This window comes from Roseateles sp. P1_C1_2, assembly GCF_056406535.1.
Genome location: NZ_JBFUAB010000027.1, coordinates 76,805 through 93,793 on the forward strand (window position 1 = coordinate 76,805; position 16,989 = coordinate 93,793).

At 67.2% G+C, this 16,989-nt stretch carries 13 protein-coding genes; 10 read left to right on the forward strand and 3 right to left on the reverse strand.

The genetic code is table 11. The annotated features are described in order from the left end of the window. Nucleotides 1-558: 558 nt before the first annotated feature. Nucleotides 559-1,713 carry an efflux RND transporter periplasmic adaptor subunit gene (locus AC1D2H_RS24560; RefSeq protein WP_477931482.1) on the reverse strand — a complete coding sequence of 385 codons (1,155 nt, stop codon included), beginning with the start codon at nt 1,711-1,713 and terminating at the stop codon, nt 559-561. Between the two features lie 180 nt (nt 1,714-1,893). After that, nucleotides 1,894-3,816, reverse strand: coding sequence for a glucokinase (locus AC1D2H_RS24565; RefSeq protein ID WP_477931481.1), 1,923 nt, complete (start codon nt 3,814-3,816; stop codon nt 1,894-1,896). A gap of 348 nt (nt 3,817-4,164) precedes the next feature. Here AC1D2H_RS24565 and glk point away from each other — a divergent pair, with 348 nt between their 5' ends. From glk to AC1D2H_RS24615, 10 genes are all read left to right on the forward strand, one after another. Beyond that, nucleotides 4,165-5,157, forward strand: a complete 993-nt coding sequence (gene glk / locus AC1D2H_RS24570; protein ID WP_478012758.1) for a glucokinase — start codon at nt 4,165-4,167, stop codon at nt 5,155-5,157. Between the two features lie 464 nt (nt 5,158-5,621). Next, the gene (locus AC1D2H_RS24575; RefSeq protein ID WP_478012759.1) at nt 5,622-8,447 is read left to right on the forward strand and encodes a TonB-dependent receptor; all 2,826 of its coding nucleotides are present in this window, start codon (nt 5,622-5,624) and stop codon (nt 8,445-8,447) included. Nucleotides 8,448-8,553: 106 nt separating this feature from the next. After that, entirely contained in the window at nt 8,554-10,065 is a 1,512-nt protein-coding gene (locus AC1D2H_RS24580) for a tryptophan halogenase family protein (RefSeq protein ID WP_478012760.1), read from the forward strand. Nucleotides 10,066-10,090: 25 nt separating this feature from the next. Continuing rightward, on the forward strand, nt 10,091-10,570 hold the full coding sequence (locus AC1D2H_RS24585) for a hypothetical protein (protein ID WP_478012761.1): 480 nt from the start codon (nt 10,091-10,093) through the stop codon (nt 10,568-10,570). Nucleotides 10,571-10,588: 18 nt separating this feature from the next. Further along, nucleotides 10,589-11,329, forward strand: coding sequence for a DUF6445 family protein (locus tag AC1D2H_RS24590; RefSeq protein ID WP_478012762.1), 741 nt, complete (start codon nt 10,589-10,591; stop codon nt 11,327-11,329). 17 nt (nt 11,330-11,346) lie between these two features. Then, entirely contained in the window at nt 11,347-12,654 is a 1,308-nt protein-coding gene (locus AC1D2H_RS24595) for an alpha-amylase family glycosyl hydrolase (protein ID WP_478012763.1), read from the forward strand. Beyond that, on the forward strand, nt 12,651-14,144 hold the full coding sequence (locus tag AC1D2H_RS24600; protein WP_478012764.1) for a glycoside hydrolase family 32 protein: 1,494 nt from the start codon (nt 12,651-12,653) through the stop codon (nt 14,142-14,144). The genes AC1D2H_RS24595 and AC1D2H_RS24600 overlap by 4 nt, the downstream gene beginning before the upstream one ends. Then, the gene (locus tag AC1D2H_RS24605; RefSeq protein ID WP_478012765.1) at nt 14,141-14,887 is read left to right on the forward strand and encodes a sugar nucleotide-binding protein; all 747 of its coding nucleotides are present in this window, start codon (nt 14,141-14,143) and stop codon (nt 14,885-14,887) included. Before AC1D2H_RS24600 ends, AC1D2H_RS24605 begins: the two co-directional genes overlap by 4 nt. Beyond that, nucleotides 14,880-15,287 carry a Rid family hydrolase gene (locus tag AC1D2H_RS24610; protein WP_478012766.1) on the forward strand — a complete coding sequence of 136 codons (408 nt, stop codon included), beginning with the start codon at nt 14,880-14,882 and terminating at the stop codon, nt 15,285-15,287. Before AC1D2H_RS24605 ends, AC1D2H_RS24610 begins: the two co-directional genes overlap by 8 nt. Next, nucleotides 15,253-16,092: a PA4780 family RIO1-like protein kinase gene (locus tag AC1D2H_RS24615; protein ID WP_478012767.1), complete on the forward strand. Its 840-nt coding sequence runs from the start codon at nt 15,253-15,255 to the stop codon at nt 16,090-16,092. The genes AC1D2H_RS24610 and AC1D2H_RS24615 overlap by 35 nt, the downstream gene beginning before the upstream one ends. On the opposite strand, the gene AC1D2H_RS24620 is transcribed toward AC1D2H_RS24615, so the two are convergent. Then, a complete protein-coding gene (locus AC1D2H_RS24620) occupies nt 16,089-16,976 on the reverse strand; it encodes a hypothetical protein (RefSeq protein ID WP_477931472.1) in 888 nt (295 codons plus the stop codon). The genes AC1D2H_RS24615 and AC1D2H_RS24620 overlap by 4 nt on opposite strands. Between the last annotated feature and the right edge of the window lie 13 nt (nt 16,977-16,989).

Consider the following 16,989-nt stretch of genomic DNA (forward strand, 5'->3'; position numbering starts at 1 on the left):
TTCTGAGCGACCAAAAAGAAGGCAAAAAGTCGCCCCCGATCCGCCCGGCCCTTAGCTTCGCAGCGGGCTGCCCTGCGGTACTCAGGCCTCGAGGCCCCGCGCAAAACTCCCGCCGCTACGCTCTGGTCAAACAGTTGCGCGGAGTCAGTTCTTGAAGCTCGCTGCGCTCGCGGCCTCAAGGCCCTGCGTTCCTCGGCGTGCTCAAAGGGGGGGTGAGTGAACAGCCGGCACCAGCCGGCTTTCGGGTTTGGCTGTTGGCTGTTCGGCTGTTTGGGGGCTCCCCTTCTAAACCGCCGAGAAGCGCAGGAGCCCGGGGCGCGAGCGTAGCGAGCCTCAAGCTCTGACTTCGCGCCCCTTTGTCTGAACGGAGCGTAGCGAAGTGAGTTGGGCGCGGCCCCGGGTTCCGAGCATCGCAGGGCAGCCCGAAGGGCCGGTTTTGCAGGGACGATTTCTTTGCTTACTTTCTTGTTCGCACAAGAAAGTGAGTCGGCCGCCGGGACGAAATCCCGGCTGGGCCTGGGCGTCAAGCCGCCGTCAGCCGAAGCAACGATGCCCATGTCAGTTGCTTGCTGCGCTGCTGGCGGATGCGGCGGCATCCGCCGCACTCGGCGGCGCCAGCAGCACCTTCTCACCGGCCTTCAGGCCTTCCAGCACCTGCACCTTGGCGCCGTCCTGCAGGCCGACCCTGACCTGGCGCGGCGTCTGCTTGTTGGCGGCGTCCAGCACCGTCACCGTGAAGCGACCGTCCTTGCCGCGCTCGCCCAGCGCGACGACCGGCATGGCCAACACCTGCTTGACCGAGCCGGTCTCGATGTCGACCTGCACCGTCATGTCGCTGAACAGCGAGCGGTCGCGGTTGTCGACCTCGAAGAGCACGTTGTAGAAGACGGCATTGCCGGCGCGCTCGGGCACGGGCTGGATGACGCGGATCTTGCCTTCGTAGCGCTTGCCTTCGCCCGACAGCGTCGAGAAGCGCGCCGTCTGGCCGACCTTGATGGCCTGGATGTCGGCCTCGGGCACCTTGGTGCGCACGGTGATGGTGTCGAGGTCGGCCAGCGTCAGGATGACGGGCGTGATCTGCACGGAGATGAGGGTCTGGCCCACCTGCACCGGCAGGTTGACGACGGTGCCGGTCATGGGCGCCGTGATGCGGGTGTAGGAGAGGTTGACCTTGCGCTTGTCCAGTTCGGCCTGCAGGCGCGTCAGGTTGGCGGCCTGGCCGCGCAGGTCGGCTTCGATCTTGGCGAGTTCGAACTCGGCCTTCTCGGCCTCGTTGCCCGAAGTGGCCTGGCCTGCCAGCAGGCGCTGCTGGCGCTTGAGCTCGCGGCGGGCGGCGTCGGCATCGACGCGGCGGCTGTCGATGGAGGCGCTGGCCTGGACCACGGCGGCTTCGGCCTGCGCCACGTCACTGCGCGCCAGCTCGGGGTCGAGGCTGACGAGCAAATCGCCCTTCTTGACTTGCTGGCCCAGCTCGATGTGGATGGTCTGGACCTGGCCGCTGACCTGGGCGCCGACATCGACCTTGGTCTTGGCCTGCAGCACACCGGCGGCCTGCACGCTCTGCGTGACGTCAGCGAGGGCGACGACGCCGCTGGGTGGCGGGGGCGGTGCAGGCGGCGTGCGCGTGAACCACCAGGCCGCGCCACCGGCGGCGAGCACGGCGATGACGATCAGGCGCACGCGCCAGCGTTTCAGAAACGAAGCTTTCTTCATGTCCCTCCCAGGACTTCGGGGTCTTTTCTTTCGCCCCTTCTGGCCGGCGTCGGCGTGATGGGTCGGCTAGCGTAGCAGTCGAACGGAGCCCACAGGCTCCACTTCAGCCATCGTCGTGAGTGAAGCGCGGTTTGGCAAAAGTCATGTGGGGTCAGGACTTGCGCCCTTCAATGCCCTTCATCAACGGCTGTGCGACGTCAGTCGCGCCAGCGGCGAAGCCATGCTGACGCCGGGTGCGGCCGTGCTGGCACCGCGGCCGGGCTTGGCGTCGTCGTCCTCGCCACCCGCCGTCAGCGCGGCAATGCTCTCCGGGTTGCGGCGCATGGCCACGCCCACGGCCAGGATGTCGATGACCAGCAGGTGCAGGATGCGGCTGACCATGGGCAGGTGGGTGGCGATGTCCTCGATGTGGTCGACGATCAGCGTCGCATCGGCCTTCTTGGCCAGCGGGCTCTGGCTGGCGGTGATGGCCACGACCTTGGCGCCGCGTTCCTGCGCCTTCTCGACGACCGACAGCAGCTCCGGCAGGCGGCCGCCGCTGCTGATGACGACGGCCACGTCGCCTTCGCGCAGCACGTCGGCGGCGAGCAGTTGCAGGCGCGGGTCGGTGTAGGCGCCGCAGGGCATGCCGAAACGCAGGAACTTGAACTGCGCGTCCAGCGCCACGACGCCGTAATGGCCCAGCGCGAAGAACTCGATGCGGCCGGCGCCCAGCAGCATGTCGATGGCGCGGTCGATGGTGTCGCGGTTCAGGTGGCTGCGCACCTGCAGGATGGCGCTGGCGGTGTTGCCCAGCACCTTGGCGCCCAGCTCCAGCATGGAGTCGTTGGTGTTGACCTGGGTGTGGGTGACGGGCACCGTGCCGGTCAGGCCCGAGGCCAGGCGCAGCTTGAAGTCCGACAGGCCCTCGCAGCCGAGCGAGCGGCAGAAGCGGATGACGGTCGGTTGGCTGACGCCGGCGGCGCGGGCGATCTCGGCGATGGGGTCGTTCAGCACCGAGCGCGGCTGGGCCAGCACCAGGTCGGCCACGCGCAGTTCGGCGGGCGACAGCTCGCTGCGGGCGCGGCGGATCTGCCCCAGGATGGCCGAGCCGGGCGAGGCCTGCAGATTGCGCAGCTGGTTCTCGAGGATGGCCGAGGCGCCCTTGAAGGTGGCGTGCTCGGCGGTGATGACGAAGGTCGGGATGGCCGACACGTAGTCGCGAAAGCGCCCCTTGTCCTCGAAGCGCTCGCGAAACGGGCTGCGGTCGAAATACTCGCCCAGGCGCGGCACGATGCCACCGCCGATATAGATGCCGCCGAGCGAACCGAGCGTGACAGCCAGGTTGGCCGCCGCCGTGCCGAGCAGGCCGCAGAAGACCTCCAGCGTCTCCAGGCAGAGGGCGTCGCCGTCTTCCAGCGCGCGCTGGGTTATGGCGGGGGCGAGCAGGGCTTCCGCGTTGGCGACGCCATTGCGGTCGGCCAGGGCCTTGTAGATCAGCTCCAGGCCGGGGCCGGAGATCAGGCGCTCGTAGGAGACATGACCTGCGATGGGGTCCAGCGTCTTCCAGGCGAACTTCAGGATGTCCATCTCGCGTTCGTCGCGAGGGCCGAAGTTGACGTGGCCGCCCTCGGTGCCCAGCGCGATCCAGCCTTCACCGGCCGGGATCAGGCCGGACACGCCCAGGCCGGTGCCGGCGCCCAGCAGGCCGATGACGCTGGGCCGCCTCGCCTGGCCGCCGCCGACCTGGTGCACATCGACCTCCGCCAGCCGGGGCAGGGCCATGGCCAGCGCGGTGAAGTCGTTGACGACGACGAGGGTGTCCAGGCTGAGGCGCTGGCGCATCTCGTCGATGGAGAACTGCCAGTGGTAGTTGGTCATGCGCACCCGGTCGCCCTCGACCGGGTTGGCGATGGCGATGGCTGCGTGGGCAATCTGCTGCGGGCCACCGTCCTGCCAGCTCAGGCCGGCCAGGTAGGCGCGCACGGCGGCGTGGAAATCGGCGTGGTCGGCGCAGCGCAATGAAGCCATCTGCGTGAATTCGCCCGGGCCGATCTCCAGCGCGAAGCGGGCATAGGTGCCGCCAATATCGGCAAGCAGGCGGGGGCTGTCGAAACGGGGCATGGGCGCTGGCTGACCTGGAAAAGGGGACGGGCGATTATTCAGCAGGCCCAAGGGCCCTCACGACAGGCCCGCCCCAGGGTAGGGCGGGCCTGCTCCAAAACTGGTTGTAGCTTCACTACAGCCCCTCGGCAATCGAGTTTCCCCAGGGCGAGGTGCGGGTTGTCGACATTTGAAAGCGTTTTCGCCGCCGTAAATCGAAACCTGGGGTGAGCTTGTATTGTCGTTTGTATGTAGTTTTGCTACCGTCCGCCGCGACCGTCATTTCATCTTTTTGAGCCCTGTGTTTGCCATTGCCCGACTCCTGAATATCCGCAGACTTTCGTCCTTCCTTGTTTCGGGAGTTCTCGCATGAGCGCCGCCTACCCCTGGCTGGTGGCCGATGTGGGCGGCACCAACGCCCGTTTCGGCACTGTGGCCGGCCCGGGTGCGCCGGTGGAAGACGTGCGGGTGCTGTCGGTGGCGGGCCATGCCGGCCCGGCCGCGGCGGTGCGTGCCTATCTGGAAGGCCAGCCCGCCGGCCAGGTCAAGCCGCAGAGCGCGGCCTTCGCGCTGGCGACGGCGCTGGATGGCGACCACATCGAGCTGACCAACGGCGCCTGGAGCTTCTCGCGCGCCGGCACGCAGGCCGAGCTGGGCCTGAAGACGCTGCTCTGCCTGAATGACTTCGAGGCCCAGGCCCTGTCGCTGCCGCGCCTGCGGGCTGACCAACTCCGCGCCTGGGGCGCGCCGCCGCCGGCGACGGGTGATGTGGCCGTCGGCACCGTCATGGCCGTCATCGGCCCGGGCACCGGCCTGGGTGTGGGCGGCGTCGTGCGGGCGCCGGACCGCTGGCTGGCGCTGCCGGGCGAGGGCGGCCATGCCACGCTGGCGCCGGCCGACGATTTCGAGAGCGCCGTGCTGAGCCACGCGCGCCGCGAGTTCCCGCATGTGTCGGCCGAGCGCTTCCTGTCGGGCATCGGCCTGCCGGTGCTGTGCCGCTGTGTCGCCGCCGCGCTGGGGCAAGGCGAGGACGTCAGCGCCTTGCCGACCGAGCAGATCGTCGCGCGCGGCCTGTCGGGCGAGTCGCCGGCCTGCTCGCGCACGCTGGATGTGTTCTGCGCCATGCTCGGTGGCTTTGCCGGCAGCGTCGCGCTGACGCTGGGTTCGCGCGGTGGCGTCTTCATCGGTGGCGGCATCGTGCCGCGCCTGGGCGAGCGTTTCTTCCAGTCGGAATTCCGCAGCCGTTTCGAGGCCAAGGGCCGCTTCCAGTCCTTCCTGGCGGGTATCCCCACGGCCCTCATCACCGACACGCTGGCAGCCCTCTCCGGCGCCTCGCTGGCGCTCGAGCAGGCCGACGCCTGATCCGCCGCGCGCGGGTCCGCGCGCCGGCTTTCTCCTCCCGTCCCGACGCCACGCCGGCCGCATTCGCGGCCGGTGCGCCTGCGCCTGGCCCGCTCTCGCCATGCATACCAGTGGACGGTCTGGAGGCTTCGCCGGGGCTGTCGTGCGCATTTCGTCACGCTGCCCGACCCTGTTGTTAACCCCTAAGTTGATGGTGTAGTTGCGCTACAAGTTTTGACTTCTGATGAGGTTGCCAAACAGGGAGGTTGGCCAGAAGTATCAATTCCATGCTGGTTTACCCGTGGATTTGGGTCGAAATCAGGTCGCTTCTGCGCAACGTCTAGGGTTTACGCAGGTGCGGAAAAAAATCTAGTTTTGATACAAACACGGTCGAGACGTTGGGTTCTCGCCCACGAGACGCAGGCCGCTCACCCCGGCAGCGCCGTTCGGGCCAACCGTTTTCCAATGAACTAGAGGAGACATTCATGACCATGAGCCAAGACAAGCGCGGGTCGGGCACCGCGGCGTCCTTCCGCATCAATCCGGTCGCCATCGGCTGCACCCTGCTGATCGCCGCCACCGGCGCGATGGCACAGCAGCAGCAACCCCAGCAGTTGGAAACCGTGACCGTCACCGGTATCCGCAAGGGCATCGAGGACGCCATCTCGGTCAAGCGCAACAACGATTCCATCGTTGAGGCGATCTCCGCCGAAGACGTGGGCAAGTTGCCCGACACGACGATCGCCGAAGCCCTGGCCCGTTTGCCCGGCGTGACGACCCAGCGCACCCGCAGCGGCGCGGCCTCCAACATCTCCATTCGCGGCCTCGGCCCCGACTTCAACGGCTATTTGCTGAACGGCCGTGAGCAAACCAGCACCGGTGACAGCCGCGCGGTGGACCTGAGCGTCTACCCGGCCGAACTGATCGGCAGCGCCACCGTTTACAAGACGTCCGACTCGACGGTGATGGGTGCAGGCCTGGCCGGCACCATCGACAACCGCCTGATCGACCCGCTCGCCTTTGGCCACCGCGTCATCGCCGGCAGCATCGAAAAGATCAAGACCGGCCTGAGCCTGCCAGTGACCGGCACCGGCCACCGCAAGAGCCTGGCCTATATCGACCAGTTCGCCGACCGCACCATCGGCCTGGCCCTGGGCTTCGTGAAGGCTGACGGCACGACCAATGAGCTCGGCACGGGCGGCTGGGGCGAGGCCACCGTGGCCGCGACCGCTCCGGGCGGCGCGTCGCTGGGCAACGTCAAGGTGCCGGGGCCTTTCGGCGCGGGTATCGACTACAAGAACCGCCGCGTCTCCGATGACCGCACGGGTGCGGCCGCCATCCTCTCGTTCAAGCCGAACAAGAACTTCACCAGCCAGCTCGACGTCTTCTATTCCAAGATCGACAGCGCGGCCAAGGAAGCGCGCATCCAGGCCGGCCTGGGCGGCCCCATCACGAACGCCACCGTCGTCAACGGCGTGGCGACCAAGGGCACTTTCGCGCTGGCTGCCAACGGTGGTGGCCTGATCGACCGCGCCGAGAATATCTTCGACAACGACAAGTTGCAGTCCTACGGCTGGAAGAACACCCTCAAGCTCGACGGCGGCTGGACGGCCGCGCTGGACCTGAGCCACAACACCGCCAAGCGCGTCGAGCGTGACATCGAGGCCTATGCCGGCATCCTGGGCGCGGACACGCTGACCTTCGACACCACCGGCGGCGGCACGGTGCAGTTCTCGCTGGGCAACCCGACGGCTTACACCGACCGCACCAAGATCTTCGTGCGCGACCAGCAGGGCTGGAGCGGCGTGAACGACCCCGTCGTCCCTGGCAAGAGCCTGGCCCAGGCCGGCTATTCCAAGGGCCCGACGATCAAGGACAAGGTCGATGCCTTCCGCTTTGACCTGACCAAGGATCTCGGCGATGGCACGATGTTCTCAAGCCTGCAGTTCGGCCTGAACCACAGCAAGCGCACCAAGGACCGCACCACCGACGAAGGCGTGTTGCAGTCGGCGACGAACAACGGCTTCGACCCCTTCCAGTTCCCCGACGACGCCTATGTGTCGACCAACATCGGCGGCACGGGTCTGGACATGCTGACCTTCGACCCCAAGGCCGAGCTGTGGCAGGGCGCGAAGCTGGTTCGCAAGTACAACGACGACATCCTGTCCAAGACCTGGGGCATCCAGGAAAAGGTCACGACGCTGTTCGCCAAGGCCAACATCGACACCGAGTGGGGTGGCATTCCCATCCGCGGCAATGCGGGCCTGCAGGTCGTCAATACCGACCAGTCGTCGACCGGCTACCGTGCCGGCGTGGGTTCCGGCGTGGTGCTGAACAACCCGGCCGTGGGCCTGTCCAAGGACGGTGAGAAGTTCACCGACGTGCTGCCCTCGCTGAACCTGAACGGCGACCTGGGCGCCGGCAACGTGGTGCGCTTCGGCCTGTCGCAGCAGATCGCCCGCGTCACGCTGACCGACCTGCGCAACTCCTTTGCTGCATCGCTCAACACCGACGCGCCGGTGGGCAGCTATGTCCGCGACCGCTTCGTCGGCTCGGCAGGCAACCCGCACCTCAAGCCCTACAAGGCCTGGGCGCTGGATCTGTCCTATGAGAAGTACTTCGGCAAGAAGGGCTATGTGTCCGCCGCGGCCTTCTTCAAGAAGCTCGACACCTACATCGTTCCGCAGACGACCATCGGCTACGACTTCACCCAGTACGCCCAGGCGCTCAATCTGACGCCGGGTTCCAAGGGCTACGAAGGCATCTTCACGCAGACGGTCAATGGCAACGGCGGCAATGTGCGCGGCTATGAACTCGCCGCGTCCGCGCCCTTCAGCATGATCACGGACTGGCTGGATGGCTTCGGCGCCTACGGCAGCTACTCGAACACGAGCAGCTCGGTCAACTTGCCTGACCTGCTGGGTCTGAATCCGGCGCAGCAGGTGCCGGCCGCCGGCAAGATGGAGCTGCCGGGCCTGTCGAAGAAGAACGCCAAGCTGACGCTGTACTTCGAGAAGTGGGGCTTCAGCGCCTTCGTCGCGCAGAACTACCGCTCGACCTACATCGGCAGCGTGGCCAACGACGCCATCGGCGGCTACCCGACGCTGCGCCGCATCAAGGGCTCGAGCTGGGTGTCGGCCCAGGTGGGTTACGAGATCCAGGAAGGCATGTTCAAGGGCCTGAGCTTCCGCGTCGAAGGCAACAACCTGAACGACCCGAGCTATGTGCAGCTGCGTGCCGACGGCACGGTGGATTCGGAGAACAAGACCGGCCACACCCTCATCATGAAGCTGAGCTACAAGCTCCAGTAATCGCCTTCATGGGCCAGCCCCCTCGCCAACCGGCCTGGGGGCTTTGTTTTTTCTGCGCTGCTTTGCGAAATACTCCGGCCAGCGCAGCTTCGAGAGAGCGACAGACGTGGAAGCGAACAAAGTCAAGCAGATCGTCATCGTTGGCGGTGGCACCGCTGGCTGGATGACCGCCGCGGCCTTGGCCAAGGTGCTCAAGGGCAAATACCCGATCAAGCTGATCGAGTCTGACGAGATCGGCACGGTGGGCGTCGGCGAGGCCACCATCCCGATGATCCAGCTCTTCAACCGCATCCTCGAACTCGACGAGGATGAGTTCATGCGCAAGACGCAGGCCTCTTTCAAGCTCGGCATCGAGTTCGTGAACTGGGGCAAGCTGGGGGATCGCTACATCCACGGCTTCGGCGTCATCGGCCAGGACAACTGGACGGTGGACTTCCACCAGTACTGGCTCAAGCAGTACATGGCCGGCAAGGCCAAGGACCTGGCGCACTACTCGATCAACACCGCGGCCTGCCTGCAGAACAAGTTCATCCGCGCTCAGCCCGGCATGCCGAATTCGCCGCTGTCTCAGATAGCGCATGCCTTCCACTTCGATGCATCGCTCTATGCCAAGTTTCTGCGTGAATACAGCCAGGCCCGCGACGTCGAGCGTGTCGAGGGCAAGATCGTCGAGGTGCGGCAGCGCGAGGGCGACGACCATGTCAGCGGCGTCGTGCTGCAGAACGGCCAGTTGATCGAAGGTGACTTCTTCGTCGACTGCTCGGGCTTCCGCGCGCTGCTCATCGAGGGCGCGCTGAAAACCGGTTACGAGGACTGGTCGCACTGGCTGCCCTGCGACCGTGCGCTGGCCGTGCCCTGCGTGTCGACCCAGGAGCTGACGCCCTACACGCGCGCCACGGCCCGCCAGGCCGGCTGGCAATGGCGTATTCCGCTGCAGCACCGCGTCGGCAACGGCCACGTCTACTGCAGCAAATACATCAGCGATGACGAAGCCACGGCCGTCCTGCTCAGCAACCTCGACGGCGAGCCGCTTGCAAGCCCGCGGCCCATCAAGTTCCTGACCGGCAAGCGCCGCCAGGCCTGGAACAAGAACGTCGTCTCCATCGGCCTGTCCAGCGGTTTCCTGGAGCCGCTCGAATCGACCAGCATCCACCTGATCCAGATGGGCATCGGCCATCTGCTGACCTACTTCCCGGCCGCTGGCTTCGATGACGCGGACCGCAACGAGTACAACCGGATCATGGATCAGGAGTACGAGTGGGTGCGCGACTTCATCATCCTGCACTACAAGGCCACCGAACGCACCGATTCGCCGTTCTGGAACTATTGCCGCACGATGGACATCCCCGAGTCGCTGGCCCAGCGCATTGGGTTGTTCGAGTCGCGTGGCCGCGTCTATCGCGAGGGCAACGAGCTGTTCACCAAGATCAGCTGGCTGCAGGTCATGCATGGTCAGCGCATCCGTCCAAAGTCCTATCACCCGCTGGCCGACCTGTTGCCCGAGGACGAGATCCAGAGCTATCTCGAAGAGGTCGAGCAGGTCATCAGTGCCTGCGTGGACGTGATGCCTTCGCATGCCAAGTTCATCGCCGAGAACTGTTCTGCGGCAAAAATGTGATGTCACCGCAACCAGGGAGTTCGCAATGAGTCAATCCACCTTCACCATCCTTGGCCTCGCGCTGTCAGCGCTGCTCGTCGGCTGCGCAGCACCCGGCAAGTCCAACCAGGGCCAGCTGACCTACGAGACCAACCCCGAGGGTGCGCAGCTCTTCGAAGCTGGCCAGGCCATCGGCACGGCACCGGTCACGCGTACCTACACCAGTGACGGCAAGGCGCCGCAGATCACGACGCCCGAAGTCACGGCGGTGTGGCCCAGTGGCGCCAAGGCCAGCTTCTGGACCAAGATCGACATCGGCTCGGACCGTGCGACCACCATCGAGCGGCCTGCCAAGGCGCCCAACCTGCAGGCCGACCTGGACAACGCCTCCAAGTTCAAGCTGGCACGTGAGCAGGAGCAGCGCCGCGAGAAGGAAGATGCGCGTCGCGAGCAGAACCGCAACTCGGCACGCTGCAAGGCGCAGCAGTCCGGCCAGACCAAGGGCGTGCTGGACGACTGCAACTGACGCGCGCAGCGCCTGCCCATGAGCCTGCCTTTGCCCTATCCGGCCGGCCATGCCGGTCGGTTCTTCAATCCGGCACCGCGTGTTGAAGAGATAGCGCTTGCGCAGGGGCAGCGTTGCCTGGTTGTCGATGACGCCCTGATCGATCCGGACGGCCTGGTCGACTGGGTGGACAGTCATCGCTTCGAGCCTGCCGAGGCGAACGCCTATCCCGGCCAGCTGATGGAGTCGGTCCCGGTACTGGAGCAGAGCCTGGATGGCTTCTTCACCCAGCACATCCGTGGCCGCTTCGGCGCGCGGCGTACGCTGGGCATGTATGCCCGCTTCAGTCTCGCGACGCTGCCGCCCCAGGCTTTGCAGCCGGGCCAATGGCAATGCCACCGCGATCGCGTGGCCATCGCGCCGGCGCTGTGTGCGGCCTCGGTGCTCTATCTCTTTCGCGACGCTCGCCTGGGAGGCACCAGCTTCTACCGCCCGCGTGGCACGCCGGAGCACACCGAGCGCCTGCTGGAAGATGCACAGGAGCTTTCCGCGGCCGAGTTCAGCGCTCGCTACGGTGTCAACCCGGGCTATATGACCGCGAGCAACGACCACTTCGAGCAGACTGCCCATGTGCCCGCGGCCTGGAACCGGCTGATCTTCTACGACGGTGGCCAGTTCCACTCCGGACACATCGCCCATCCCGAGTTGCTCAGCGACGATGCCCGTCGGGGTCGCCTGACCTTCAACGGCTTCTTCGCCTGCAAGCGTGGCGCGAGCTGAACCCAAAGAGCATCTTCATGAACCTGCACCGTCGCACCGTCCTGACTGCCGCTGCAACCCTCGCCCTGCCCGCCATGAGCGCCCCCACCGCCGCCCCTGCCAAAGACATGCCCCATCTGCCCTGGTCCCGCCAGGCCGTCATCTACCAGATCAATGTGCGCCAGTTCTCGCCCGAGGGCACGTTCAAGGCGGTGCAGTCGGACCTGCAGCGGCTGAAAAGACTGGGCGTGGACATCCTGTGGCTGATGCCCATCCAACCCATCGGCAAGCTCAACCGCAAGGGCACGCTGGGCAGCTATTACTCGATCAGCGACTACACGGCCGTGAATCCGGAGTTCGGCACGCTGGCCGACGCCAAGGCGCTGGTGAGCGCGGCGCATCAGCTGGGCTTCAAGGTCATCCTCGACTGGGTCGCCAACCACACCGCCTGGGACCATGGCTGGGCCACGGCGCACAAGGATTGGTACAAGCTCAACGCCAAGGGCGAGATCTATCCCGTCACCTTCAACGAAGGCCAGCCGGGCGAGGAGCATTGGGACGACGTCGTCGCGCTGAACTACAAGAGCGCGGGCCTGCGCACCGCGATGATCGACGCGATGAAGTTCTGGGTGCGCGAGACCGGCCTCGACGGCTTTCGCTGCGACGTGGCCAGCCTGGTGCCGACCGAGTTCTGGGTGCGCGCCCGCAAGGAGCTGGACGCCATCAAGCCGATGTTCATGCTGGCCGAGTCCGATGCCGTCGACCTGCACACCAGCGGCGCCTTCGACATGACCTATTCCTGGGACCTGGCCGACCAGGTGTTCAAGAAGATCGGCAAGGGAGAGGCGGGTGCGCCACTGTTGCGCGAGTGGCTGGCCAAGCAGCAGAGCCCGGCAAATGGCTACCCGCAGCATGCCTACCGCATGCGCTTCACGAGCAACCACGACTTCAACTCCTGGCACGGCACCGACGCCGATCTCTACGGCGACGCCTACCCGGCGCTGGCGGTGCTGAGCTTCACGCTGCCCGGCATGCCGCTGATCTACAACGGCCAGGAGTCGCGACTCACGAAGAAGCTGGAGTTCTTCGAGAAGGATGCCATCGACTGGAAGATCTACGAGCTGAGCGAGTTCTACGCCAGCCTCGCCGCGCTCAAGCACCAGCACCCGGCGCTGGCGGCCGGCCAGTACGGCGCGCCGGTCAAGCTGGTGGAGAGCCCGCCCGACATCGTCGCCTTCGAGCGCCGCCTCGACCAGGACCTGGTGCGCGTGGCCGTCAATCTGTCCAACACCGAACAGCTCTGGCAGGGCCACAAGCTGCGGCCGTGGGGATGGCAGTTGTCGTGAACGACCCGCTCGGCTATCGGCCCGGCTACCACTTCGCCGCGCAGAAGAACTGGATCAACGATCCCAACGGCCTCGTCTTCGACGCGACCACGGGGCTCTACCACCTGTTCTTCCAGCACAACCCCTTCGGCGACGAATGGGGTCATATGAGCTGGGGCCACGCCACCAGCCGCGACCTGCTGAACTGGACCGAGCTGCCGCTGGCCATTCCCGAGGACGAGCGCGCCTCCATCTTCTCGGGCTCCATCGTCATCGATCACGGCAACACGGCCGGGTTCGGCGTCGGGGCCTGGGTGGCCTGCTACACCGGCTGCCTGCGCCGCGCTGAAATCTCGAACACGGGCGGCCAGGCCCAGGAGATCGCCTACAGCCTGGACCGCGGCCTGACGTGGACGAAGTACGCCGGCAACCCGGTACTGGACCTGGGCCTGCGCGAGTTTCGCGACCCCAAGGTGTTCTGGCATGAACCGAGCGGACGCTGGACCATGGCCGTCGTGCTGCCCGAGGAGCGCCGCGTCGCCTTCTACGCCAGCGCCAACCTGCGCGAGTGGACGCTGCTCAGCCATTTCGGCCCGACCGGCTGCACCAGCGCGATCTGGGAATGCCCCGACCTCATCCACTTTGCCGCGCAGGGCGAAGCGACGGGCCGCTCCCTAGCTTCGCCCACCCCCTCGGGGGGCGGCGCATTGCATGGCAATGCGCCTGGGGGCGCCACGTCCCTGTGGCTGCTCAAGGTCGACACCTTCGAGGGCCACCCGGCCGGCAGTGGCGCGCAGTGCTGGGTCGGGCGCTTCGACGGTGAGAGCTTCACGGCCGAGACCGAGGCCTTCTGGGCCGACCATGGCAGCGACTTCTATGCGGCGCTGTCCTTCGCCGGTCTGCCCGCCGGCCGCGCACCCGTCTGGCTGGCCTGGATGAACCAGCATGCCTATGCCAGGCACACGCCGACCTCGCCCTGGCGCGGCGCGATGAGCCTGCCGCGCGAGCTGTCCCTGGTGCAGACGCCGGCGGGTTGGCGCCTGGGCCAGGCGCCGGTGGCGACCGACAGCTTGCGCGGCCAGGCGCGCCACCTCGTCGGTGCCGGCCTCGTTGCCGAGGCGGGTGCGAGTTGCGAACTGCTGTGGGAGATGGACCCCGGCGAGGCTGAGGCTTCGACGCTGAGCGTCCGTTGTGGCGCGGGCGGTGAATGCACCGAAATCGGCATCGATCACCGCCGTGGCGTGATCTGGATAGACCGCAGCCGCAGCGGCACCGTGGTCGATGCCGAACACTGGGCCGGCCGGCGCGAGCAGGCCTGGGCGGGTGCGCGCGGGCCGCTGGTGCTGCGTGTCCTGGTCGATCGCTGCTCGGTTGAAGTCTTCTCGGGCGATGGCCTGGTCGCGCTGACGGAGGTCGTCTACCCGGCCAGCACAAGCGGCGACGTCGCGGTGCTGGCGCTGGGCGGCGCCTGGGTGCGCTCCGTACTCACTTGCTGGAAATTGAACGCATGAAGATCCTCATCACCGGCCTGAACGGCACGCTGGCACCCCGCCTGGCCGAGGCCGCGCGCGCGGCGGGGCACGAGGTCATCGGCTGGGACCGCGCCGCGGTGAATCCCGACGACGAGAAGCTGTCCGCCGCCTGGTTGTCGGCGCAGGCCGTGGACGCCGTGGCCCATTTGGGCATGGCCTCGGCGCGCTTCGCCGGCTGGCTCGCATCGCGCTGCCCGAACTTCCTGTTCACGAGCACCGTCATGGTCTTCGACCACCTGCCCGACGGCCCTCATGACCTGGCCGACGCCCGCAATGCCAAGGACGACTACGGCCGCTACAAGGCCGAATGCGAAGACGCCGTGCTGCTGGCCAACGAGCGGCCCGTCATCGCCCGCATCGGCTGGCAGATCGACGAGACACGGCCCGGCAACAACATGCTGACGACGCTGGATGAATGGCAACAGCGCGATGGCCGCGTGGCGGCGAGCCATGCCTGGACGCCGGCCTGTTCCTTCATGGCCGACACGGCGGCGGCGCTGCTGACCTTGATCGAGCGGCCCTTGCCCGGCGTGCATCACCTGGACAGCAACGCGGAGGAGGCCTGGCGTTTCGACCAGGTGGCGCGCGCCCTCGCGAGCAGGTTCGGGCGCGACTGGCGCGTCGAGGCGAACGAGGACTACCGCCACGACCAGCGCCTGGTCGGTGGCACCAGCCGCCTGCCGCCGCTGTCGGCGCGCTTGCCTGGATTGACCCGTGATTGAGCGCTGGCCCATCAATGGCAGGGGGCGCAGCCGGACCGTCGCCTATGGCGGCCTGGTCTGGACGGTGGCCAACGCGACCGACTTCACGGCCGGCTTCGACGTCCAGGTCAGCCAGAGCCTGCAGATGCTCGAAGCGCATCTGCAGCAAGCCGGCTCGGCGCGCACGCATCTGCTGTCGCTGCAGGTCATCCTGACCGACATCGCCAACCGCGACGCCTTCGACCGGCAATGGCAGGCCTGGATAGGGCCCGATCCCGCGCATTGGCCGCAGCGGGCCTGTTTCCAGTCGGGCCTGGCGCCGGGGCTGCAGGTCGAACTGGTCGCCGTCGCGGCGCCGGTTTCGGCGGGGCATCGACAATGGGGCGATGAAAGCACCCGTCCGCCTGCAGGCACTGATTGATGAAGGCCTGATCGACAGCGTCGTGCGGCAGTTGAAGAGCGGCAAGGAAGCCGACGTCTATGTCGTGCGCTGCGGCGACGACACCTGCGCCGCCAAGGTCTACAAGGAAGCCAACAAGCGCGGCTTCCGCCAGGCCGTCGACTACACCGAGAACCGCAAGGTCCGCAACAGCCGCCAGGCGCGCGCCATGAGCAAGCGCACCGCTTATGGCCGCCAGCAGCAGGAAGCCGCGTGGCAGAGCGCCGAAGTGGATGCCCTCTACCGCCTGGCCGCGGCCGGCGTGCGCGTGCCGCAGCCGGGCAACTTCCACGACGGCGTGCTGCTGATGGAACTGGTGGCCGACGGGGACGGCGACGCCGCGCCGCGGCTGAACGATCTGAGCTTCACCGAAGCCGAGGCGCGGCAGCACCATGCGACGCTGATCGACGAGGTGGTGCGCATGCTCTGCGCCGGCGTCATCCATGGCGACCTGTCCGAATTCAATGTGCTGCTGGCCGCCGACGGGCCGGTCATCATCGACCTGCCGCAGGCCGTGGATGCGGCCGGCAACAACCACGCGCCGCGCATGCTGATCCGCGACGTGAACAACCTGCGCAACTTCTTCGGCCAGCACGCGCCAGCCCTGCTGGCCACGCAGTACGGCCCCGAGATCTGGGCCCTCTATGCCGCCGGTCGGCTGGTGCCCGACATGCCGCTGACGGGGCGCTATGAACACAGGCCCGGCGAGGTGGACCTGTCGGCCGTGYTGCGCGAGATCGAGGACGCGCAGCGCGAAGAGGCGGATCGCCTGCTGCGCATGAGCTAGGCCTCTCCGGGTTGTATCCACAACTCCTTGCGCTGGATCGGTGTCTCGGGCGGCAGCAGCGGGTTGCTCAGGCGCAGCACGCGGTCGGGCGAGATCGGATGGGCCTTGAGCACGGCGCCATAGAACTCGCGGTGCAGACGCTGGAAGCTGCCGTCGGCCACGGCCGCCTCCAGCCCGGCCTTCAGTTCGGCCGCCAGGTCGGGGCGGCTGGGGCTGACGAAGAGATAGGCCGCCGCCGGGTAGTGCAGCATCAACCCGGGCGCGATGGCGAGCTCGGGGTAGCGGCCGCCCGCCATCTCGGCGTCGATCTCGAGGATGGAGCGCGGGAAGTAGTCGATGCGGCCGGCGGCCAGCATGCGGAAGAGGGCGTCGTAGCCGCTGCTGGTGCCGACCTGCAGGCCGTTGGCGCGCAGGATGGCCGTATCGGGCCAGTCATGGCCCTGGCCGGCGAGGCGCTCGCCGAGGTCCTTCAGCGTGCGCACGCGCTGCCACTGCGCCAGCTCGCTACGCCTCACCAGCAACAGCCGCCAGCCCAGCAGGCCGCGGTCGATGGGGACGCGCACCGGCAGCAGGCCACTGGACTCGCGCTGCGTATCGGTCATCGTCCACATCAGGTCGATGGGGGCGTGGCCGGCGGCCAGCTCTACGAGGGTGCGGCCCTGCGTCATGTCGAGGTCGACCGGCTGGATGAGGGGGCGGTTGCCGCCACGGTTCAGGGCTAACTCGACGATGCGGCGCACATAGACCAGCTGCGGGTCGGGCATGGTGATGTGGCGCGGCAGGCGCACAGTCTCGCCCGGTTGGGCCAGCAGCGGCCGCGCCGCCAGCAGCAGGGGCAGGCTCAGCAGGGCACGGCGCCGGGTCGGCGTGGGGAAAGCGCGCATCGGCCCGCATCAT